Below are 20,875 nucleotides of genomic sequence, written 5' to 3' on the forward strand. Positions count from 1 at the left end.
CCGCCCCCGCCGCATCCGCCCCGGCCCCCGCACCCGACGAGACCGCCGGGACGAACGAGACCGCCGGAACCGACGCGAGCGCCACGACCGACGCGAACGCCACGACCGACGACCCCACGGAAAGCGCCGGTCCCGCTGAGCACGCCGACCCCGTCGCCCCGCTCGCCGAGGCCCCGCCCGTCGTCGTCCACATCCCGGCCCAGGCGTCCGGCGAGCAGACCGCGTCGGCCGTGCCCGCGCCGGGCCCCGCCCCCGACGCCCCCGTTGCCGCCCTCGACGAGATGCCCCAGCAGCAGGACGCCGCCGCGCTCGTCCAGCTCGGCGAGGACGAGGAGCAGGACGACGACCAGCCGCAGCCGGCCGGAGCACAGCAGTCCGCGGTGGCACCCGACGGCGACGCTGCCGATGCCCCCGCCGGTTCCCCGGCCGTCGGGTACGACGACTCCGAGCGCGCCGCCGTGCACCGCGTGATGCGCGAACGCCGCGACATCCGCAACGGTTTCCGCAGCGACCCGATCCCCAACGACGTGCTGCTGCGCGTCCTGGAGGCGGCCCACACCGCCCCCAGCGTCGGCCACTCCCAGCCCTGGGACTTCGTCGTCATCCGCTCGGCCGAGACCCGCGAGAAGATGCACCAGCTCGCCATGCAGCAGCGCGAGGCGTACGCCAAGTCGCTGCCCAAGGCGCGCGCCAAGCAGTTCCGCGAGCTGAAGATCGAGGCGATCCTGGAGACGCCGGTCAACATCGTCGTCACCGCCGACTCCACCCGCGGCGGCCGGCACACCCTCGGCCGGCACACCCAGCCGCAGATGGCCCCGTACTCCTCCGCGCTCGCCGTCGAGAACCTCTGGCTCGCCGCCCGCGCCGAGGGCCTGGGTGTCGGCTGGGTCAGCTTCTTCGACGAGCGGGAGATGGTCCGCGAACTGGACCTGCCCGAGCACCTCGAAGTCGTCGCCTACCTGTGCGTCGGTTACGTCGACGAGTTCCCGGAAGAGCCCGAGCTGCTGCAGGCCGGCTGGTCCAAGCGCCGTCCGCTGTCCTGGGTCGTCCACGAGGAGACCTACGGCCGCCGTGCGCTGCCCGGCGAGAGCCCGCACGACCTGCTCCAGGAGACCCTGCAGGGCATCCGCCCGCTGGACGCCAAGGCGCTCGGCGAGGCCTGGGAGCGGCAGAAGCGGATGACCAAGCCCGCCGGGGCGCTGGGCATGCTGGAGATCATCTCCGCGCAGCTGTGCGGACTGTCCCGCAAGTGCCCGCCGCCGATCCCGGAGCCGGCCGCCGTCGCGATCTTCGCCGGTGACCACGGCGTGCACGCCCAGGGCGTGACCCCCTGGCCCCAGGAGGTCACCGGCCAGATGGTCGCCAACTTCCTGGGCGGCGGCGCGGTCTGCAACGCCTTCGCCCATCAGGTCGGCGCCGAGGTCTGTGTCGTGGACGTCGGGGTGGCGAGCGACCTTCCCGCCACCCCGGGCCTGCTGCCGCGCAAGGTCCGCCCCGGCACCGCCGATTTCACGGCGGGCCCGGCGATGACCCAGGAGGACGTGCTCAAGGCGATCGAGGTCGGTATCGACACCGCCCGCGATCTCGTCGCGGCCGGCAACAAGGCGCTGCTGACCGGCGAGATGGGCATCGCCAACACCACCACCTCCGCCGCGCTGATCGCCGTCTACACCGGCGTCGACCCGGCCGAGGTCACCGGCCGCGGCACCGGCATCAACGACGAGACGCACGCCCGCAAGGTCGAGGTGGTCCGCCGCGCCCTGGAGCTGCACCAGCCCGACCCGGCCGACCCGATCGGCGTCCTCGCCGCGATCGGCGGCCTGGAGCACGCGGCCATGGTCGGCCTGATCCTCGGCGGCGCCTCGCTGCGTACGCCGGTGATCCTCGACGGGGTGAGCGCCGGCGCCGCCGCACTCGTGGCCCGCGCCATCGCCCCCGAGGCGCTGGCCGCCTGCATCGCCGGCCACCGCAGCGCCGAGCCGGGCCACGTCGCGGCCCTGAACAAGCTGGGCCTGCGCCCGCTGGTCGACCTCGATCTGCGCCTCGGCGAGGGCACCGGCGCCCTGCTGGCGCTCCCCGTGGTGCAGAGCGCCGCCCGCGCCATGCACGAGGTCGCGACCTTCGACTCCGCCGGAGTCACCGAGAAGATCTGAGCGGAGCGGCCGCCCGCCCCGCATGACCCCCGGCCCGCAGCCCCATAGGCTGTGGGCCGGGGCCTTACCCGCCACCCCGGCCGTACCACCTCTTCACCAGCCGCTTCAGCGCCGCAGCGGCCGATCCGGGCCGTCGAACTCGCCTCTTCCGTACAAGGAGCCGTACCGCCATGGCTGAGCATGCCGCCGAACACGCCGCCTACCCCGTCGGACTGCGGCTCTCCGGCCGTCGGGTGGTCGTCCTCGGGGCCGGTCAGGTCGCCCAGCGCCGGCTGCCGTCGCTGCTCGCCGCGGGCGCCGACGTCCTGCTGATCTCCCCGTCCGCCACCCCGTCCGTCGAGGCGATGGCCGACGCCGGCGAGATCCGCTGGGAGCGCCGCCGCTACCAGGACGGCGACCTCGCCGACGCCTGGTACGCGCTGATCTCCACCGACGACCCCCAGGCCAACGCCGCCGCGTCCCAGGAGGCCGAGGACCGCCGGGTGTGGTGCGTGCGCTCCGACGACGCCGAGGCGGCCACCGCCTGGACCCCGGCCACCGGCCGCAGCGAGGGCGTCACCGTCGCCGTGCTCACCGGCCGCGACCCGCGCCGCTCCGCCGCCGTACGCGACGCGATCGTCGAGGGCCTGCGGGAGGGCAGCATCGCCGCTCCGCACCACCGCCGCCCGCACACCCCGGGCGTGGCGCTGGTCGGCGGCGGCCCCGGCGACCCGGATCTGATCACGGTCCGCGGCCGCCGGCTGCTCGCCGAGGCGGACGTGGTGATCGCCGACCGGCTCGGCCCCCGCGACCTGCTCGCCGAACTCCCGCCGCATGTCCAGGTCATCGACGCCGCAAAGATCCCTTACGGCCGTTTCATGGCACAGGAGGCGATCAACCAGGCGCTGATCGAGCACGCCAAGGCGGGCAAGGCCGTGGTCCGGCTCAAGGGCGGCGACCCGTTCGTCTTCGGCCGCGGCATGGAAGAGGCCCAGGCGCTCGCCGAGGCCGGTATCCCCTGCACGGTCGTCCCCGGCATCTCCAGCACCATCTCCGTGCCCGCTGCCGCCGGTATCCCCGTCACCCACCGCGGCGTCGCCCACGAGTTCACCGTCGTCAGCGGCCATGTCGCCCCCGACGACGAGCGCTCCCTCGTGGACTGGCCCTCGCTCGCCAGGCTGCGCGGCACCCTCGTCGTCCTGATGGGCGTCGAGAACAGCGGCGCCATCGCCGCCAAGCTCATCGAGCACGGCCGCGCCGCCGACACCCCGGCCGCCGTCATCCAGGAGGGGACCACCGCCGCCCAGCGCCGGGTCGACGCCACCCTCGCCACGCTCGGCGAGACCGTACGGGCCGAGGGCGTACGCCCCCCTGCGGTCATCGTGATCGGCGAGGTCGTCACCGTCGCCCCCGCACCCACCCGCAGGTAAACCGGTCCCGTACGCGGCACGGGACCCCCGACACCGACGAAGGCACTCTCCCCGTGGCAGAAATCATCACCGTCGACGACCCGGACGACCCCCGGCTGGCCGACTACACCGGCCTGACCGACGTCGAACTGCGGCGCCGGCGCGAGCCCGCCGAAGGGCTCTTCATCGCCGAGGGCGAGAAGGTCATCCGGCGCGCCCGGCACGCCGGCTACCGGATGCGCTCGATGCTGCTCTCGGCGAAGTGGGTCGACGTCATGCGCGATGTCATCGACGAGATCCCGGCACCGGTCTACGCCGTCAGCCCGGACCTCGCCGAGCGGGTGACGGGCTATCACGTCCACCGCGGCGCCCTGGCCTCCATGCAGCGCAAGCCGCTGCCCCCGGCCGGTGACATCCTGGCCGGGGCCCGGCGCATCGTGGTCATGGAGGCGGTCAACGACCACACCAACATCGGCGCGATCTTCCGCAGCGCGGCGGCCCTGGGCATGGACGCGGTGCTGCTCTCCCCGGACTGCGCCGATCCGCTCTACCGCCGCTCGGTGAAGGTCTCCATGGGCGCGGTGTTCTCCGTGCCCTACGCCCGCCTGGAGAGCTGGCCCAGGGACCTCGCCGCCGTACGGGAAGCGGGGTTCAAGCTGCTCGCACTGACCCCGGCCGAGAAGGCCACCGCCCTCGACGAGGCCGCCCCGCACACCCTGGAGCGCGCCGCCCTGATGCTGGGCGCGGAGGGCGGCGGACTGAGCACCGGTGCGCTGCGGGCAGCCGACGAATGGGTCCGCATCCCGATGGCGCACGGCGTGGACTCGCTCAACGTCGGAGCGGCCGCCGCGGTGGCGTTCTACGCGGTGGCGACGGGCCGTCCGGCCTGACGGAACGGTGCCGAGGGGGAATCTCCCGGCGGGAATATCTCCCGGCGGGAATATCTCCCTGGCCCCGCCGAGTTGGGCCCCGCAGGGGGCGCCCGTATCCCCTAGGGGTTCTGTTCCCCCGCCCCCCAGGGCCCGTCCACGCCCCCGTACGAGACGACCGGCGCCGGCCGCTCCAGCCCCAGCCCACTGGTCGGCCCCTGACACCCTTGCGCGGCCGCGATACCCAGCGCCACCAGCAGCGTCACCACCACGAACACGATGATGCGCTGACGCAGCAGCCGACGGTCGGGACCGGGCCGGCGCCCGCCCGAGGTCGTCCGCACCGGAGTACGTGAACCGTTTCGCCCCGGCGGACGGGCGGCCGGCACACCCCGAGAGGCGCGCCCGCCGGTCCGCGGACCCTTCCCCGCGGCCGAGGCCGGACCGGACGGCCGGGCGGCCGCGTCACGGGGCGCCGCGGGGCGGGGCGCATGCGGCCGCGGAGTGCTCCCACCGGTCCGCCGCTCGGTGCGCTGCCGCGCGTACTCCTCGGCCCGCCGGCCGGTCGGCCGTTCCGACAGACGGCGCTCGCCCCGCTCCCAGCCGGTCCCGGCCCCCGCCCCGTTCTCCAGTGGGCCGCCCGACAGCCCGTGCGCCTCACGGGCGGCGATCTCCTTGAGCCGCAACGACAGCGACAGGGTGCTGGGACGGTCCGCCGGATCCTTGGCCAGACACGAGGCCAGCAGCGGCGCCAGGGCATCCGGCACCCCGGCCAGCTGCGCCTCCTCGTGGACCACGCGGTAGAGCATGACCTCCGAACTTCCCTGCCCGAAGGGGGAGTCCGCGGTGCAGGCGTAGGCGAGGGTGGCGCCCAGCGCGAAGATGTCCGTCGCCGGGGTCACGGCGGCCCCGCGCACCTGCTCCGGCGCCAGGAAGCCCGGCGAGCCGACGGCCGTGCCCACGTGCGTCAGCGTGCTGGCGCCGGTCGCCCAGGCGATACCGAAGTCGATGATCCGCGGGCCCTTGGGCGACAGCAGAATGTTGGACGGTTTCAGATCGCGGTGCACCACGCCCGCGTCATGGACGGCCAGCAGCCCCTCGGACAGCGCGGCGCCGACGGAGGCGACCTGCGCGGGGGACAGCGGGCCCTCCTCGTTGACCTTGTCGTGCAGCGAGGGGCCCGGGACGTACTGCGTGGCGAACCACGGCCGGTCCGCGTCGAGATCGGCCGCCACCAGCCGCGCCGTACAGCCGCCGCGGATCCGCCGGGCGGCCGACACCTCGCGCGCGAACCGCGAACGGAACTCCTGATCCTCCGCCAGGTCCGGTCGGATCACCTTGAGCGCCACCCGCTGCCCGCGCTTGTCCGAACCGAGGTAGACCACGCCCATTCCGCCCGCGCCCAGCCGACGGTGCAGCCGGAACGTCCCGACGACACGCGGGTCCTCGCGTCGGAGCCGCATCATCGCCATGTCCGTCCCCTACCTGCGGTGGGGAGCCCCCTCCGCTACCAACCGTCTGACGTGGCACAGCTTACGGATTGACGGCTCGCTGTGCGCAGAGGCCGCGCATGCGTCGGCCGCCGGATTGTCCGTGGCCGGTGCCGATTCCGCAGCACAGGGGCGGAATCGAGCCCCGCCCCGCCCGGCTTCGCGCCCGACCTCCCAAAGATCCCTCCCCGCAGGGGGATTGACACGATGAAGGGTGATCGCGCCCGGTTGGTGAGGGATGCCGGGGATACGGTCCCGGCCGGAAAACAGCGGCGGGCAAGGCAGCGGGACGGGGCAGGCGCGCCGCGTGCGGGGGAGCGGCCGGCGTGAGCGAGGTCACCCTCAGGAGTGCGTGCGCCGCCGCGTTCCGACGGTCCCCCTGGGGGATGCCCCCAGGTCCTGGACGTCTCTCTCCACCCTGGGGAGTACGTGCGGCCCGGTTCCGTCATCCTCCCGGAGGCCGACGAATCGGTACGACGGCATGACGCCCGCCGCCGGCCGGCTGCCTACTGTGGTGTTCAAGCGGCGGGCGCAGCACTCGTCCCCCGAGGTCAGACGCCCGCCGCCCCAGATACGACGGGAGCGGGACGATGGCAGAGACCTCAGGACGGACGGCCCTTCGGGCGCAGGGGCGCCGGGCCGCTGTGGTGCCCGGCGGCCAGCAGTCCTCCGGCACTCGCCACCCCCTCGTCGCGGTGGCCATGGTGCTGCCGCTGGCGTTCCTCCTCGCCGTCGTCTTCGGCGGCTGGGAAGCCGTCATGACACAGGCGTCGTCCGTGGTCGGAATGCTGGGGCGCTGAGCGGCGCCCCAGGACCCGGGAGAGCGGCCCGGGACAGACCTCCGGCTGATCACCCCGTGGGGACGGGGGGTAACGGCGGACGGCACGACGGCCGGGCATCTGGGGAGATGCCCGGCCATCGGGTTTTCCGGCCGCCGCCGGGGTCCCGCAGCCGTGGCATGCGTACGGTCCCAGGCCGCGGCACTTGGCGCCCGCCGGGCCCGTCGGAGGGTGAACCCCGCGCCGCCGGGGGGCCGTTCCGGAGGCGCCGCGGCGAGCAGTGCCGGACGAGAAGGCGTGAAGTCGACCTTCCGGATGCCGTCCGGAAAACGCCTGAGGGCCGGAGCGATGTGCTCCGGCCCTCAGGATCAGGTGTGGACGATACTGGGATTGAACCAGTGACCTCTTCCGTGTCAGGGAAGCGCTCTCCCGCTGAGCTAATCGTCCGCGGGACCGCGGATCACGAAGATCCGCAGCTGCGTGCGCGATACTGGGATTGAACCAGTGACCTCTTCCGTGTCAGGGAAGCGCTCTCCCGCTGAGCTAATCGCGCGGGGCCCGATGAATCCGGGCAGTGGACGATACTGGGATTGAACCAGTGACCTCTTCCGTGTCAGGGAAGCGCTCTCCCGCTGAGCTAATCGTCCTTGGAGGTGGAGACGGGATTTGAACCCGTGTAGACGGCTTTGCAGGCCGTTGCCTCGCCTCTCGGCCACTCCACCAGGAGTGAGGGGGTTCGGGAAGATCCCCCACATCGAGCGGACGACGAGACTCGAACTCGCGACATCCACCTTGGCAAGGTGGTGCTCTACCAACTGAGCTACGTCCGCAGGTGTCTCTCCCAGACTACGTCCGGGAGCTACTCGGCCTCCGGGGCGCTTCCGCGTCCCGGCGACGTGTTGAACTCTAGCGGATTCCGGGGCCAGTACAAAAACGCGTTTGTGCAGCGTGCTGCGCCGGCCCGCCCGGCACAGGCGGGGTCCGCGCCGCCGCCATAGACTCGCTGACGTGCACGACTTCGCTCCCATGGCCCGCTTCGGCGGCCTGATAGCCACCGACCTGCGCGATGTGACCAGTGATCCCGCGGCGCTGGACTCCTCGGGCTGGTGGGCGGTGGCCGCCGACTTCGAGGGCGCCGTGGTCTGCGCCCGCTTCGGCGACGTACGACCGGTGACCTCGGCGGACGAGCCCGCCCCCGGCGGCTGGCGCGGCCCCGTGCCCGGCGCCTGGACCAGTTCCCTGGACCGGGAGGCCTATACCGGCGGCGTACGGCGCATCCGTGAACACATCGCGGCCGGCGATGTCTACCAGGTGAATCTCTGCCGGGTCCTGACCGCGCCGCTGCCCGATCCCGGCCGCGCCGACGTCGATGCGCTGTCCGCCGTGCTGGCCCGCGGAAACCCGGCACCGCACGCGGGCACGATCCGGCTGCCGGACCACGGCGTCGAGATCGCCAGCGCCTCCCCGGAGCTGTATCTGCGGCGCGACGGCCGCACCGTCGCTTCCGGGCCGATCAAGGGCACCGGCCGGACCGCGGCGGACCTGTCGGAGAAGGACCGGGCGGAGAACGTGATGATCGTGGACCTGGTCCGCAACGATCTCGGCCGGGTCTGCGCCACCGGGACCGTCACCGTCCCGGCACTGTGCGCCGTCGAGGAGCACCCCGGCCTCGTCCACCTCGTCTCCACGGTGCGCGGCGAACTGGCCGAGGAGAACGAGAAGACCGCCTGGGCGGATCTGCTGGACGCCACCTTCCCGCCCGGCTCGGTCACCGGCGCCCCCAAGTCCAGCGCGCTGCGGATCATCGACGAGCTGGAGACCGCGCCCCGCGGGCCGTACTGCGGAGGCATCGGATGGGTCGATGCGGACCGCCGCACCGGTGAGCTCGCGGTCGGCATCCGGACGTTCTGGATCGACCGCACTCCGCCCGGCGGACCGGTGCTGCGCTTCGGGGCCGGCGCGGGGATCATCTGGGACTCCGATCCGGAGCGGGAGTGGGCGGAGACGGAGTTGAAGGCGCGCAGACTGCTCGCGGTAGCGTCGGGCGCGCACGAGGCGACTGGAGGTACGCGATGAAGATCTGGCTCGACGGAGCACTGCAGGAGGCCGCCGGCGCCCGGGTCTCGGTCTTCGACCACGGTCTGACGGTCGGCGACGGGGTCTTCGAGACCATCAAGGCCGAGCACGGCCGCGCCTTCGCCCTCACCCGCCATCTGGAGCGGCTGACCACCTCCGCCCGCGGACTCGGCCTGCCCGATCCCGATCTCGACGAGGTACGGCGCGGCTGCGCGGCGGTCCTCGACGCCAACCCGATGGCCCTCGGCCGGCTGCGGCTCACCTACACCGGCGGCGTCTCCCCGCTCGGCTCGGACCGCGGCGACGCCGGTCCGACGCTGGTCATCGCGCTGTCCGAGACCGCACGCCGCCCCGACGGCACGGCCGCCGTCACCGTCCCGTGGACCCGCAACGAGCGCGGCGCGCTCACCGGCCTGAAGACCACCTCGTACGGCGAGAACGTCGTCGCCCTGGCCCGCGCACGGGAACAGGGCGCCTCCGAGGCGCTGTTCGCCAACACCGTGGGCGCGCTCTGCGAAGGCACCGGCTCCAACGTCTTCGTCGTCCTGGACGGCGAACTGCACACCCCACCGCTGCACTCCGGATGTCTGGCGGGCATCACCCGGGCCCTGACGATCAGCTGGGCCGGCGCCAAGGAGACCGACCTGCCGCTGGACGCCCTGGAGCGGGCCGAGGAGATCTTCCTGACCTCCACCCTGCGCGACGTCCAGGCCGTGACCCGGATCGACGGCCGCCAACTCGCCGACGGCCCCGGCCCGGTGACCGCGGAAGCCATGCGGATCTTCGACGAGCAGTCGGCCGTCGACTTCGATCCGCGGTGATGACGGGAGCGCGCGCGGGCGAGTAGAAAGTCCGGGTGACCACAACGCTGCGCCCCTCGGGACCGGAAGAACGGCACGACGACGGGGGCCGGGCCCGCCCGTACGACATCTGCGTCAACAGCCGCCGGGTCGGCGGGATCCGGCTGACGACCGACGCCCGGTTCGGCCCGACGGCCGGCCGGATCGCGGACCTGGGCATCGACGCACCGGACCGGCACCGCGGCCGCGCCACGGTCGCCGCGCTCGCCGCCGAGGAAGTGCTGCGCGGCTGGGGCTGCCGGCAGATCGAGCTGACCGTCCCGGCCGGCGCCGCGGCCGCCCGGCGGCTCGCGGCGACGCTGGGCTACACCGAGCGCAGCCGCACGATGAGCAAGTCCCTCGCCGGCCCGCCCCGGCTGCCCGACGGCAGCAGCGACCGGGCGCTGAGCGAGGAGGAGTACCCGGCCTGGCGGGCGGCCGCGCTCGCCGAGCACCTCCGTACGCAGCTGGCCCAGGGCATGCCCCGGGCACGCGCCGAGGAGGCCTCGGCCGCCGGCCATCGCGCCCTGCTCCCCGACGGCGTCGCCACGCCCTACCAGGCGCTGCGCGTCCTGACCCACGGCGGCGCGGACGTCGGCAGCATCTGGGTCGCCCTGCGGATGCCGGAACAGCCCGGCGGCTACGTGGTCGATGTGCAGGTCGCCCCAGGACACCGCGGGCACGGGCACGGCCGCACCCTGATGCTGGTCGCCGAGCGCGAGAGCCTCGCCGCCGGCCGCACCACCCTCGGGCTGAACGTCTACGCGGACAACGCGCCCGCGCTCGGCCTCTACACCTCGCTGGGCTACCGGCCCACCGGCTATCTGCTCTGGAAGCCGATCCTGTGACGGAGCCCGTCAGGCCCCGCCGAGGCTCAGCCCTCCTCGGCCAGCAGCCGGTCGGCGATCTCCTCGATACGGGCCCGCAGCCCCTCCTGGCTGGTGCCGCCGTCCAGCCGCTCGCCGCCGATCACATACGTCGGGGTCCCGGTCACCCCGATCGCCTTGCCCTCGGCCTGGTCCGCGTCGACGATCAGCAGATGCCGCCCGTCGATCAGCGCGGTGTCCAGCTCCTCGGCGTCCAGCCCCAGCTCCCCGGCGACCTCCAGCAGCAGCTTCTCGCCGCGCTTGCCGAGCTCCTCGCTGCGTGCCAGCACCGCCTCGATGTACGGCCAGCCCTGACCCTGCTCCAGGGCCTCCTCGGCGGCCTGCGCGGCGACGTAGGCGTGCTTGTGCTTGGCCAGGGGGAAGTGCCGCAGCCGGATGTCCAGCCGGTCGCCGTAGTGCGCCCGCAGCGCCCGCAGGTCGTCCAGGGCGGCGTGACAGTCGGGGCACTGCAGTTCGCACCACACGTCCAGAACGGGGCGGGCGGGAGCGGCGGCGGCGGAGCTGGTGGCGTCGTTCATGGGCGCCAGTCTTCCAGCCCTCCGGCCGGTGCCCGAACCGGGACCTGCGAAGGAGAGCAACCCCGAGATGTCCCTGAGGCCGTACCGGAACATGGCCCGCGCAGGCCCGGACAAGGCAGGATGGAAGGGAGCAGATCGCCTGCTCACCCATCCATCGGCAGGAGGACCGGATGCTGACCTCGACCGTCTGTGCCGCGGTGTCGGCGGCGGGCCTGGGCATCGCCGCGATCACGGCATACCGCAAGCGGTTCCTGGCCGCGACCCGCATCGCCGCCTTTTCCCTGATCCCCATCGGCCTGGTGATGACGGGCGTCATCGACTGGGTCACCGGCATCGTCTTCAAGCCCACGGTCTGGGCCGGCTTCGGCCTGCTCGCGCTCTCGTTCGTGCTGTTCATGCTCAGCCGCGCCGCGGAGCGCCGCAGGGGCGGGATCGGCAGCCGCAATGAGCGCAAGGCCGCGGCGGCCACCCGGCCCGACGCGGTGGCCCCGGCCGCGTCCGCCCCCTCCCTCGGCGCGGGCCGGACCGCCGCGCAGCCGGCCGCCAAGGGGAAGGCCGCACCGGACAAGGCCGGCGCCCCCAAGGATGGCTTCTCGGACATCGAGGCGATTCTGAAAAAGCACGGGATCTGATGAACTACCGCCGCTGAGGCGCCGATCGGGCGCACTCAGACGATCATCTGCGTCATGATGCGCGCGAGATGAACGATGAGTGCGCCCTCGCCCAAGACGACGCCCCGTCCCCCGAACCGCGCGGTTGCCTGTTCGCGCTGTCCCAGCCGCCGCTGATGCTCTTCCTGGCCGTCATCGGCTTCCTGCTCCTCCTCGGAGCCGTACACGACCTCTACATCCTGTGAGGCCGTCCGGTGCGCCGCGGAGCAGGGCCGACCCGGCCGTGGCCGCGCGGCGTGGGCTCAGCCCGCGGCCTCCCGCCGTCGTGCCCGGTACGCCGCGACATGCAGCCGATTGCCGCAGGTGCGGCTGTCGCAGTAGCGCCGGGAGCGGTTGCGGGAGAGGTCGACGAAGGCATGCCGGCAGTCCGGCGCCTCACAGCGCCGCAGCCGCTCGCGCTCTCCGGCGACGACGATGAACGCCAGCGCCATCCCGCCGTCCGCGGCCAGATGCTCGGCGACCGAGGCGCCCGGCGCGAAGTAGTGGACGTGCCAGTCGTACCCGTCGTGATCGGTCAGTCGCGGGGTGGTGCCCGCCGAGGCGACCAGCGAGTTCAGCTGTTCGGCCGCGGTGCGGTCGTCCCCGGCGGCGAAGATCTGCGCGAACCGCTCCCGCAGCGACCGTACGGCCGTCAGATCACCCGTACCGAGCGTGCCCACGTCGCTGATGTCGTTGCGCCGGACGAAGTCCCCGAGGGCCGCGAGATCGGTCAGGCTGTCGGGCGCCCCGGGCGCTTCGCCCTCCGGAGCGGTGTTCAGCAGGTCGACGACCGCGTCCAGTGCGCACCGGGTGTCATGGGTGATCATCACGGTTCCGCTCCCTGGCAGGGTGGGGCCGGACGGGTGCCGCCCCTGGTGTGGTTGCCGAATGGTCGCCGACTCTAGCGCCTCGAACAAGCTTCAGCGCCGACTCCGCGGTGGGTCCGCGGCGACGACGCCGAAGTGTGCCGTATGAACTTGTCGGTCCTGCGCCGTCTCCCCGAGTCGGACGGGCGCAAGTGTGAGCGGGTGAGTGCTTTCGGTAACCGGTCTGCGTCTCAGCTCTCCGCGAGGATGTGCGAGAGCTCGGTGTCGAGATCGAAATGCCGGTGCTCCGTACCGGGTGGTACGGCGGCATCGGTCCTTTTGAGGAACGACTCGAGCGCCCGCGCGGGCGCCTCGAGCAGGGCCTCGCCCTCCGGGGAACTCAGGGCGATGCACACAACGCCCTGTCCGTGGCTCCGGGACGGCCATACGCGGACGTCTCCGGTGCCCGTGGGCCGGTGCAGGCCCTCGGCGAGGAGGTCGCGGGCGAAAACCCATTCGACGGTCTCCTCGGCTCCGGTGTGGAAGGTGGCATGCACGGCGTAGGGATCGGCCGTGTCATACCGCAGGCCCGCGGGTACAGGCAGTGAGGACTCGCTCGACACAACGAGGCGCAGGTGCAGCTCGCAGCTGACCGTGGTGTTCATAAGCGCCAGGGCCTTTCGCTCAGTGTGCGCTCGGGGATTCGCACGTCGGCGAAATCGACATGCCACCTACGGTGCCGTTGTAAACCCCTCTGACGGTTTTGGGTGGCTTCAGGTACCTCTTCCGGCGGATTGCGAGATCGTCCTCGTCGGTAATTCCGGCGAACCCGCACCTTCCGGTAAGTTTGCCACCATGAATACGCAGAGTAACGGGGGAACGGGAACCATGGAGGAGGACGCTCCGGCCGGGCAGCCGCACGGTTCGAGAGCGCCGCACTTCATCAAGCGCTCCCGGCCGCTGCACGTGAGCTGGCAGGTCGGAGTCTTCGTCGTCGGGCTCGCGGTCGTGGTGGCCGGAGTGATCATGCTGCCGCTGCCGGGACCGGGCTGGCTGGTGATCTTCGGTGGCATGGCGATCTGGGCGACCGAGTTCGTCTGGGCCCAGCTGGTGCTGCGCTGGACCAAGCGCAAGGTCACCGAGGCGGCGCAGAAGGCGCTGGACCCCAAGGTGCGCCGGCGCAACATCCTGCTGACCGCCATCGGCGTCGTGATCATTGCGGTGGCGCTCGGGGCCTATGTGTGGCAGTTCGGCTTCGCGGTGCCGTGGAACGTTCCCGAGTGACCGGGAAATGGTCAGAAGTGCCCGTCGGCGTGGGGTAATGTTGGCGATGCGCCCGGGCGATTAGCTCAGTGGGAGAGCGCTTCGTTCACACCGAAGAGGTCACTGGTTCGAACCCAGTATCGCCCACCCCGGACGACGGCCCGGAGACTCCAAGTCTCCGGGCCGTCGCGGTTGTTGGACGGGTGCGCCGCCCGGGGGCGCACACTGGGATCATGTCCGACTGGTCACGCCGTCTGCACCGCTACCGCTTCCGCACCGTCTGGCTGCTCCCCGCCCCGCCCACCGTCGTCTATGCCGTCCTCGAACGCGCCGAGGCCTACCCCTGCTGGTGGCCGCAGGTCCGCGAGGTGACCCCGCTCGACGACCGCAGCGGGATCGCCCGGTTCCGGTCGCTGCTGCCGTACGACCTGACGGTGGTGGCGAGCGAGCGGGTGCGCGACCCCGGCAGGGGGGTGCTGGAGACGGCGCTGCGTGGGGACCTGGCCGGCTGGGCGCGTTGGACGGTCGTACCCGGGGCGGGCGGCACCCGCGTCGTCTTCGAGCAGGACGTCGAGCTCCGCAAGCCGCTGCTGCGCAGGTTCGCGCTGCTGGGGCGGCCGGCGTTCCTCGCCAATCACGCGCTGATGATGCGGGCCGGGCGGCGCGGCCTGGCCGCCTGGCTGGCCCGTGGATGAGCGGCGCCGGTCGCCCCGGAGGGCGGCCCCGGGGCGCCGGTGACCAGGAATTTGATGCCAGGCCCGGGCGGCCTGTATTGTTCTGCTCGTTCGCGGGAAGCCCCGCCGACACCCGGGCGATTAGCTCAGTGGGAGAGCGCTTCGTTCACACCGAAGAGGTCACTGGTTCGAACCCAGTATCGCCCACCGGGATCAAGAACCGGGCCGCCAAAAAGCGGTCCGGTTCTTTTTGTTGGAGAACGCCGTCCGGGAATTCCGTCCGGCCCTTTGCCGGCCGGCTCCGGAAATTGCTGAGGGGTAATCAGGCCGCGGCGGGGAGATCGGGACGCAGCGGCCAGTGCGGATCGACGGACTCGGGATGGCCGCTGCGGGCGAACCACGCCTCCAGGCCGCGCGCCTGTGCCGCGTGCCAGACCGCCTGGCGGGTGTGCAGCTCCGCCGGCTGCAGCCCGTCCAGGCGGTCGGCGAAGCGGTGGCCCAGGGCCCGGACGACCCGCAGTGCGGCGAGGGCGTCGGCGGCCGCCTCATGGGCGTCGGTCAGCTCGACCTCGTAGTGCGCACACAGGTCGGTGAGCGTACGGCGGCCCTTGCGGTAGCGGTCCAGGTGCTTGTCGAGGACCCGGGGGTCCAGGACGCGCAGCGGATGGCCGCCCAGGTAGGCGTCGAGCGAGCTGGCGCGATGCCGCTTCAGCTCGCGTTGCAGGAGGGTGAGATCGAACGGGGCGTTCATCACGACCAGCGGGCGGCCGGCCACCGACTGGGCGGCCAGGGCACGCGCGACCTCCTCCAGCACCGGCGCCGGCCAGCGGCCGTGCAGCGCGAGATGATCGGCCGTCAGGCCGTGCACCGCCGTCGCGGCCTCGGGTATCTCCACGCCCGGGTTGATCAGCCAGCGGGTGACCCGGGGCGCGGAACGCGGGGTCTCCTGGACCACCAGGGCCGCGGAGACGATGCGGTCCCGCTCGACGTCGATGCCCGTGGTCTCGGTGTCGAAGGCGGCAAGCGGACCGTCATACCAGCACGGCATCATCCCAACTCCTCGCGCTCGTACGGCGGATGACGTGCGCGTCATCCGAGCTGGTGATACCCGAGCGGCCGGGTCGCCGAACCGCCCTTTGTTTGCGAGCCACTTGACGGGGAGACAACCAGGGGGACGGGCCGGCGCGGATGCTGCCCCCTCCCCGTCGTCCACACGCATCGATCGGCACAGCCCGGAAGGCCTTGAGCGATGACGCTCGCGCAGCCCGAACCGGGCGGGTTGCTGCCCCCGCGGGTCACCCCGCAGCGCGGCGGACTCGCCACCACCGCCTGTATGGAGACCCTTCAGGTGGGGTATCTGCACGCGGTCGCCGCCGCCTCCGGGTGCTCGCTGGCGCAGCCCTTCCCGGACAACGGAATCGACTGGCACGTCAGCCATGGCGCGCCCGGCCACACCGTCGACGACGAGGTCACCATCAAGGTGCAGCTCAAGTGCACCTACCAGACCGCGCCCCGCCCGCCGGGGCCGACCTTCGCCTTCACCCTCGACAACGACCATCTGGTGAAGCTGGCCCGCACCCCCGTCACGGTGCACAAGATCCTGGTCGTGATGCTGGCCCCGCGGACCCGGGACGACTGGCTGCGGGCCTCGCACGACCGTCTCGAACTGCGGCACTGCTGCTACTGGATCAACCTGGCCGGCCATCCCGTGACCGGCCGGCGCAGGACCACCGTGCGGATTCCGACCGCGCGGATCTTCGACGACCGAGCGCTCTGCGAGATCATGACGCGGGTCGGGGCGGGAGGGAGACCCTGATGTACCGGCCGACCGACGACCACGATGCGCGGCTGCTGGATCCCGCGCAGCTCGACCCGGCGGTGCTCGGTGCCCTGCTGGCGCGGCACGGCTGGCGGCGCCGGGGCGGGGCCGCCGGCCATTACGCCCGGTGGACGCCGCCCGGCGGCGCGGTCGGCACCAGCCTGCTGGTGCCGCACGACCGCCGCTTCCCCGACAGCGGGGAGCTGCTCGCGGAGGCGCTGGCGGCGCTGGCGCAGAGCGCCGCGCCCTCGGCCCGCGAGGTGCTGATGGGGCTCGCGGTGCCCAGTGACGAGGTGCGCTGGGAGCGGGAGGTGCCCGACGGGGGCTCGGGAGCCGCGCACTGGGTGGCGCAGGAGCAGCTGCGCGGGGCGGCCCGCTCGATGCTGGTCGCCGGGGCGCTGGCGACGTACGGCCGGGCCGGCTACTACGGCGCGCGGCACCGCCCGCAGGCCGAGGGGTTCCTGGGTGAGGTGCTGGTCGGTCCGGCGGTGGCCGGGCGCCGGCTGACCGCGTTCGTCCCGGTGCGCGGCGGGCGCGGTGCGGTCGCCGGGCTCCAGCGGGCGCTGCACGCGGCCCGGGACGCCACCGACTACCAGCGGGCGGCCGGCGGGATGGAGGCCTTCGACGCGGCCGTCGAACTGGGCGTCTGCCATGAGCTGGTCCAGGCGCTGATCGCGCTGGTGCGGGACGCGGAGGGAGCGCGGATCTCGGTCGAGTGGTCACCGGGGGCCGGCGCCCCGGCCGGCTGCCCGGCCCGCCCCGAAGCGGTGGAGTTCTCGCCCGGAGACCTGCCCGCGCTGCAACAGGCCGCCCAGCGCTATGTGCGCGCGGAGCCGTCGCTGCCGGTGCGGGTGACCGGCGCGGTCGTACGGCTGCGCAGGGAGCGGCCGGGCGGTCCCGGCACGGTGCGGCTGCGGGTGATCACCGGGGCGGACGTGGTGCAGGTGCGGGTCGCGCTGGGGGAGGAGGACTACCGCATCGCCGCGCACGCGCACCTGGTGGGGCTGCCGGTCCGGGTGACCGGGCGGCTGGAGAGCCGGGGCGGATTCCGCCGGATCACCGGCGGTCGTGACGTCACGCCCGTACAGGTCGACGAGGCCGAGCGGGACCGGCTGCTGAAGTCGCTCCAGGAGAATCTCGACTTCTTCGAGGAGGCCTGCGGCGCGGAGGACTGAGCGCCCGCGCGCGGGGGTGGTGAAACCGTTTCGCGGTCCGGTCCGGCGGCTCGGTACGATTCTGCTGCGCAGCAATCGCTGACGCGCAAGAGACATGAGTCAGGAGAGACCGGTGTCAGACGTCCGTGTGACCGTCCAACGCGATTCCGAGCGGGAAGAACGCGTGGTGACCACGGGGACTACGGCCGCCGACCTCTTCCAGGGCGAGCGCAGCGTCGTCGCCGCGCGGGTGGCCGGGCAGCTGAAGGACCTGGCGTACGAGATCGCCGACGGCGACGCGGTCGAGCCGGTCGAGATCACCTCCGAAGACGGTCTGAACATCCTGCGGCACTCCACCGCGCATGTGATGGCGCAGGCGGTGCAGGAGCTCTTCCCGGAGGCGAAGCTCGGCATCGGGCCGCCCATCAAGGACGGCTTCTACTACGACTTCGACGTCGAGACCCCCTTCCACCCGGACGATCTCAAGCGCATCGAGAAGAAGATGCAGGAGATCCAGAAGCGCGGGCAGAAGTTCGCGCGCCGGGCGATCAGCGATGACGCCGCGCGCGAGGAGCTGGCGGACGAGCCGTACAAGCTCGAACTGATCGGGCTCAAGGGCTCCGCCGCGGACGCCGCCGAGGGTGCCTCCGCCGAGGTCGGCGCCGGCGAGCTGACCATCTACGACAACCTCGACGGCAAGACCGGCGAGCTGTGCTGGAAGGACCTGTGCCGGGGACCGCACCTGCCCAGCACCCGCGTCATCCCCGCGTTCAAGCTGATGCGCTCGGCCGCCGCGTACTGGCGCGGCAGCGAGAAGAACAAGCAGCTGCAGCGGATCTACGGCACCGCCTGGCCGACCAAGGACGAGCTCAAGGCGCACCTGGAGTTCCTCGCCGAGGCCGAGAAGCGCGACCACCGCAAGCTGGGTTCCGAGCTCGATCTGTTCTCCTTCCCGGAGGAGCTCGGCCCGGGCCTCGCCGTCTTCCACCCCAAGGGCGGCGTCGTCCGCAAGGTGATGGAGGACTACTCCCGCCAGCGGCACGAGGCCTCCGGCTACGAGTTCGTGAACACCCCGCACCTCTCGAAGGAGCGACTCTTCGAGATCTCCGGGCATCTGCCGCACTACGGCGAGTCGATGTTCCCGGCCATCGAGTTCGACGAGCAGAACTACCGCCTCAAGGCGATGAACTGCCCGATGCACAACCTGATCTTCAAGTCGCGCGGCCGCTCCTACCGTGAACTGCCGCTGCGCCTCTTCGAGTTCGGCACGGTCTACCGCTACGAGAAGTCGGGCGTCGTGCACGGCCTGACCCGCTCCCGCGGCTTCACCCAGGACGACTCGCACATCTACTGCACCAAGGAGCAGATGCCCGAGGAGCTCGACACGCTCCTCACCTTCGTGCTCGACCTGCTGCGCGACTACGGCTTGAACGAATTCGAGCTGGAGCTGTCCACCCGCGACCCGGAGTCGGACAAGTTCATCGGCTCGGACGAGGACTGGGAGGAGGCCACCGAGGCGCTGCGCCAGGCCGCCGAGAAGCAGGGCCTGCCGCTGGTCCCGGACCCGGGCGGCGCCGCGTACTACGGCCCGAAGATCTCGGTGCAGGCGAAGGACGCGATCGGGCGGTCCTGGCAGATGTCGACCCTGCAGGTCGACTTCAACCAGCCCAAGCGGTTCGGCCTGGAGTACACCGCGGCGGACGGCTCGAAGCAGCAGCCGGTCATGCTGCACCGCGCGCTGTTCGGCTCGATCGAGCGCTTCTTCGGCGTCCTGCTGGAGCACTACGCGGGTGTGTTCCCGGCCTGGCTGGCGCCGGTCCAGGCGACCTGCATCCCGATCGGCGACGCGCATGTGCCGTATCTCCAGGAGTTCGCCGCGCAGGCGAAGGCCAAGGGGCTGCGGATCGAGGTGGACGCCTCGTCGGACCGGATGCAGAAGAAGATCCGCAACGCACAGAAGTCCAAGGTCCCGTTCATGATCATCGCCGGTGACGAGGACATGGAGGCGGGCGCGGTCTCCTTCCGCTACCGCGACGGATCCCAGAAGAACGGCATTCCGCGGGATGCGGCGATCGCCGAGATCCTGGACGTCGTGGAGCGCCGCGTCCAGGTGTGACCCGGTAGGTGCGCGCGGGGCCCCGGAGAGCGATCCGCTCCCCGGGGCCCCGTCACGTTTCGCCCTCCTGCCGGAAGCGGCGCAGCAGCCAGGAGGAGAAGGAGCCCACCACCGCGCCGACCAGCGCCACCCCGACGAACATCAGCACCACCGCGACCACCCGGCCGCGCGGGGTGACGGGGGTGGCGTCCCCGTACCCCGTCGTCGTCAGGGTCGAGCAGGCCCACCAGACCGCGTCTCCGAAGGTGTGGATGTTCGCGCCCGGGGCGGCGCGCTCGTCGTGGTAGACGGCCAGGCTGGCCGCGAAGCCCAGCAGCAGCGAGGTGATCCCGGTGTACGCCATCACCCGCGCTTCGAGGGCGAGCCGCGGATGGTCCCGGCGCCGCTGCATCCGCTCGTGCATGTCGACGATCCGCAGCGGCCGCAGCAGCGGCAGCACGGTCACGATCAGGTCCAGCCAGCGGGTGCGCAGAAAGTGCCGGCGGTCGTTGCTGAGCGCCAGCCGCGCCAGATATTCGACGATGAAGAAGCCCCAGGTGACGAGGGTGACCAGCTCCCACCAGGCGTGCCAGCCGGGGGAGAGGTCGGGGACCAGCACCCGGACCGAGTAGGAGGTGAGGAAGAGGAGCGAGGCGGCAAGGAGATACGGCTGGGCGGTCTGCTCCCAGTCCCACAGCCGCTGCTCCCTGTCCACCGGCACAGCATCGCGGAGCGAGGGGTGCCCGGCGCCCCAACGACACGGTGCCAATGGGCGAAGCAATATGCTGGCCCGTATGACAAGCGAGCCGGAGCAGCAGATCGGAGTCGGGACGCAGGACGCCTTCCAGCGCCTGTGGACGCCCCACCGGATGGCCTACATCCAGGGGGAGAACAAGCCGACCGGCCCGGGCGCCGGCGACGGCTGCCCGTTCTGCACGATCCCCGAGAAATCGGACGAGGACGGCCTCGTGATCGCGCGCGGTGAGCATGTCTACGCGGTGCTGAACCTGTACCCGTACAACGGCGGTCACCTCATGATCGTCCCGTTCCGGCACGTCGCCGATTACCCTGATCTGGACGGTCCGGAGACCGCTGAGCTCGCCGAATTCACCAAGCGGGCGATGACCGCGCTGCGCACCGCGTCCGGGGCGCACGGCTTCAACATCGGGATGAACCAGGGCACGGTCGCCGGCGCCGGCATCGCGGCCCACCTCCACCAGCACGTCGTCCCGCGCTGGGGCGGTGACACCAACTTCATGCCGGTGGTCGGCCACACCAAGGTGCTGCCCCAACTCCTCGCCGACACACGGGAGATGCTCGCCGCCGCCTGGCCCGCGTAAGGCCGTGTCGCCTCATCCGGGACCGGCGTCCGAGGCGACACGCACCAGGGCGAATCGGGTAGATCGCCCTAATCC

Annotated in this window: 21 protein-coding genes and 7 tRNA genes; 17 read left to right on the forward strand and 11 right to left on the reverse strand. The window is 72.3% G+C overall.

The genetic code is table 11. The features are described from left to right. The 3 genes from cobT to EST54_RS23735 all read left to right on the forward strand — a co-directional run. On the forward strand, window positions 1-2,153 hold a 2,153-nt coding region (cobT, locus tag EST54_RS23725), incomplete at its 5' end, for a nicotinate-nucleotide--dimethylbenzimidazole phosphoribosyltransferase (RefSeq protein ID WP_244942603.1). Between the two features lie 170 nt (window positions 2,154-2,323). Then, window positions 2,324-3,562 carry a uroporphyrinogen-III C-methyltransferase gene (gene cobA, locus EST54_RS23730; RefSeq protein ID WP_129249755.1) on the forward strand — a complete coding sequence of 413 codons (1,239 nt, stop codon included), beginning with the start codon at window positions 2,324-2,326 and terminating at the stop codon, window positions 3,560-3,562. Window positions 3,563-3,615: 53 nt separating this feature from the next. Continuing rightward, window positions 3,616-4,431: a TrmH family RNA methyltransferase gene (locus EST54_RS23735; RefSeq protein ID WP_129249756.1), complete on the forward strand. Its 816-nt coding sequence runs from the start codon at window positions 3,616-3,618 to the stop codon at window positions 4,429-4,431. A 101-nt stretch (window positions 4,432-4,532) separates the two neighbouring features. Here EST54_RS23735 and EST54_RS23740 read toward each other — a convergent pair whose 3' ends face one another. Then, a complete protein-coding gene (locus EST54_RS23740) occupies window positions 4,533-5,882 on the reverse strand; it encodes a serine/threonine-protein kinase (protein ID WP_129249757.1) in 1,350 nt (449 codons plus the stop codon). Window positions 5,883-6,490: 608 nt separating this feature from the next. Between EST54_RS23740 and EST54_RS23745 the strand changes: the two genes are divergently transcribed. Beyond that, complete coding sequence (locus EST54_RS23745) at window positions 6,491-6,700, forward strand: hypothetical protein (RefSeq protein ID WP_129249758.1); 210 nt, start codon at window positions 6,491-6,493, stop codon at window positions 6,698-6,700. A 354-nt stretch (window positions 6,701-7,054) separates the two neighbouring features. On the opposite strand, the gene EST54_RS23750 is transcribed toward EST54_RS23745, so the two are convergent. The 5 genes from EST54_RS23750 to EST54_RS23770 all read right to left on the reverse strand — a co-directional run bounded on the left by EST54_RS23750 (window position 7,055) and on the right by EST54_RS23770 (window position 7,509). Continuing rightward, window positions 7,055-7,126: transfer RNA gene (locus EST54_RS23750), tRNA-Val, on the reverse strand. Window positions 7,127-7,160: 34 nt separating this feature from the next. Beyond that, window positions 7,161-7,232, reverse strand: a tRNA-Val gene (locus EST54_RS23755). 22 nt (window positions 7,233-7,254) lie between these two features. Further along, window positions 7,255-7,326: transfer RNA gene (locus tag EST54_RS23760), tRNA-Val, on the reverse strand. A 1-nt stretch (window position 7,327) separates the two neighbouring features. Further along, window positions 7,328-7,401: transfer RNA gene (locus EST54_RS23765), tRNA-Cys, on the reverse strand. Window positions 7,402-7,436: 35 nt separating this feature from the next. Continuing rightward, a tRNA-Gly gene (locus EST54_RS23770) sits at window positions 7,437-7,509 on the reverse strand. 196 nt (window positions 7,510-7,705) lie between these two features. Here EST54_RS23770 and EST54_RS23775 point away from each other — a divergent pair. From EST54_RS23775 to EST54_RS23785, 3 genes are read left to right on the forward strand one after another with little or no spacing between them, the layout of a single operon-like run. After that, a complete protein-coding gene (locus EST54_RS23775; RefSeq protein ID WP_129249776.1) occupies window positions 7,706-8,755 on the forward strand; it encodes a chorismate-binding protein in 1,050 nt (349 codons plus the stop codon). After that, the gene (locus EST54_RS23780) at window positions 8,752-9,576 is read left to right on the forward strand and encodes an aminotransferase class IV (RefSeq protein WP_129249759.1); all 825 of its coding nucleotides are present in this window, start codon (window positions 8,752-8,754) and stop codon (window positions 9,574-9,576) included. Before EST54_RS23775 ends, EST54_RS23780 begins: the two co-directional genes overlap by 4 nt. 35 nt (window positions 9,577-9,611) lie before the next feature. Beyond that, entirely contained in the window at window positions 9,612-10,442 is an 831-nt protein-coding gene (locus EST54_RS23785; protein WP_129249760.1) for a GNAT family N-acetyltransferase, read from the forward strand. Between the two features lie 26 nt (window positions 10,443-10,468). Here the strand turns inward: EST54_RS23785 and EST54_RS23790 are convergent, their stop codons facing one another. Then, on the reverse strand, window positions 10,469-10,999 hold the full coding sequence (locus tag EST54_RS23790; protein ID WP_129249761.1) for a DsbA family protein: 531 nt from the start codon (window positions 10,997-10,999) through the stop codon (window positions 10,469-10,471). A gap of 170 nt (window positions 11,000-11,169) precedes the next feature. On the opposite strand from EST54_RS23790, the gene EST54_RS23795 reads away from it, so the two are divergent. Both EST54_RS23795 and EST54_RS34765 read left to right on the forward strand, forming a co-directional pair. Further along, complete coding sequence (locus EST54_RS23795; protein WP_129249762.1) at window positions 11,170-11,631, forward strand: hypothetical protein; 462 nt, start codon at window positions 11,170-11,172, stop codon at window positions 11,629-11,631. A gap of 68 nt (window positions 11,632-11,699) precedes the next feature. Next, window positions 11,700-11,855, forward strand: coding sequence for a hypothetical protein (locus EST54_RS34765; protein ID WP_006607510.1), 156 nt, complete (start codon window positions 11,700-11,702; stop codon window positions 11,853-11,855). Between the two features lie 57 nt (window positions 11,856-11,912). Here EST54_RS34765 and EST54_RS23800 read toward each other — a convergent pair whose 3' ends face one another. Both EST54_RS23800 and EST54_RS23805 read right to left on the reverse strand, forming a co-directional pair. Next, window positions 11,913-12,479, reverse strand: coding sequence for a CGNR zinc finger domain-containing protein (locus EST54_RS23800; protein ID WP_129249763.1), 567 nt, complete (start codon window positions 12,477-12,479; stop codon window positions 11,913-11,915). A gap of 227 nt (window positions 12,480-12,706) precedes the next feature. Next, window positions 12,707-13,120 carry an SsgA family sporulation/cell division regulator gene (locus EST54_RS23805; RefSeq protein ID WP_003959770.1) on the reverse strand — a complete coding sequence of 138 codons (414 nt, stop codon included), beginning with the start codon at window positions 13,118-13,120 and terminating at the stop codon, window positions 12,707-12,709. Window positions 13,121-13,343: 223 nt separating this feature from the next. Between EST54_RS23805 and EST54_RS23810 the strand changes: the two genes are divergently transcribed. The 4 genes from EST54_RS23810 (at window position 13,344) to EST54_RS23825 (ending at window position 14,599) form a co-directional block, all read left to right on the forward strand. Continuing rightward, entirely contained in the window at window positions 13,344-13,739 is a 396-nt protein-coding gene (locus EST54_RS23810; protein ID WP_129249777.1) for a TIGR02611 family protein, read from the forward strand. 54 nt (window positions 13,740-13,793) lie between these two features. Then, window positions 13,794-13,865 (forward strand) — tRNA-Val (locus tag EST54_RS23815). A gap of 86 nt (window positions 13,866-13,951) precedes the next feature. Further along, a complete protein-coding gene (locus tag EST54_RS23820) occupies window positions 13,952-14,413 on the forward strand; it encodes an SRPBCC family protein (RefSeq protein ID WP_129249764.1) in 462 nt (153 codons plus the stop codon). A 114-nt stretch (window positions 14,414-14,527) separates the two neighbouring features. Continuing rightward, a tRNA-Val gene (locus EST54_RS23825) sits at window positions 14,528-14,599 on the forward strand. A 115-nt stretch (window positions 14,600-14,714) separates the two neighbouring features. On the opposite strand, the gene EST54_RS23830 is transcribed toward EST54_RS23825, so the two are convergent. Then, window positions 14,715-15,440, reverse strand: a complete 726-nt coding sequence (locus tag EST54_RS23830) for an exonuclease domain-containing protein (protein WP_129249778.1) — start codon at window positions 15,438-15,440, stop codon at window positions 14,715-14,717. 201 nt (window positions 15,441-15,641) lie between these two features. Here EST54_RS23830 and EST54_RS23835 point away from each other — a divergent pair, with 201 nt between their 5' ends. The 3 genes from EST54_RS23835 to thrS all read left to right on the forward strand — a co-directional run bounded on the left by EST54_RS23835 (window position 15,642) and on the right by thrS (window position 19,481). Beyond that, window positions 15,642-16,208 carry a DUF4365 domain-containing protein gene (locus tag EST54_RS23835; protein ID WP_129249765.1) on the forward strand — a complete coding sequence of 189 codons (567 nt, stop codon included), beginning with the start codon at window positions 15,642-15,644 and terminating at the stop codon, window positions 16,206-16,208. Further along, entirely contained in the window at window positions 16,208-17,386 is a 1,179-nt protein-coding gene (locus tag EST54_RS23840; protein ID WP_129249766.1) for a hypothetical protein, read from the forward strand. The genes EST54_RS23835 and EST54_RS23840 overlap by 1 nt, the downstream gene beginning before the upstream one ends. A 112-nt stretch (window positions 17,387-17,498) precedes the next feature. Then, window positions 17,499-19,481, forward strand: coding sequence for a threonine--tRNA ligase (thrS, locus tag EST54_RS23845; protein WP_129249767.1), 1,983 nt, complete (start codon window positions 17,499-17,501; stop codon window positions 19,479-19,481). 52 nt (window positions 19,482-19,533) lie between these two features. On the opposite strand, the gene EST54_RS23850 is transcribed toward thrS, so the two are convergent. After that, window positions 19,534-20,181 (reverse strand): potassium channel family protein, encoded by a 648-nt coding sequence (locus tag EST54_RS23850; RefSeq protein ID WP_129249768.1) that lies wholly within the window; start codon window positions 20,179-20,181, stop codon window positions 19,534-19,536. Between the two features lie 61 nt (window positions 20,182-20,242). Between EST54_RS23850 and EST54_RS23855 the strand changes: the two genes are divergently transcribed. Then, a complete protein-coding gene (locus tag EST54_RS23855; protein WP_129249769.1) occupies window positions 20,243-20,800 on the forward strand; it encodes an HIT family protein in 558 nt (185 codons plus the stop codon). Window positions 20,801-20,875 lie beyond the last annotated feature (75 nt).

The sequence above is a fragment of the Streptomyces sioyaensis genome, assembly GCF_004122735.1.
GTDB lineage: Bacteria > Actinomycetota > Actinomycetes > Streptomycetales > Streptomycetaceae > Streptomyces > Streptomyces sioyaensis.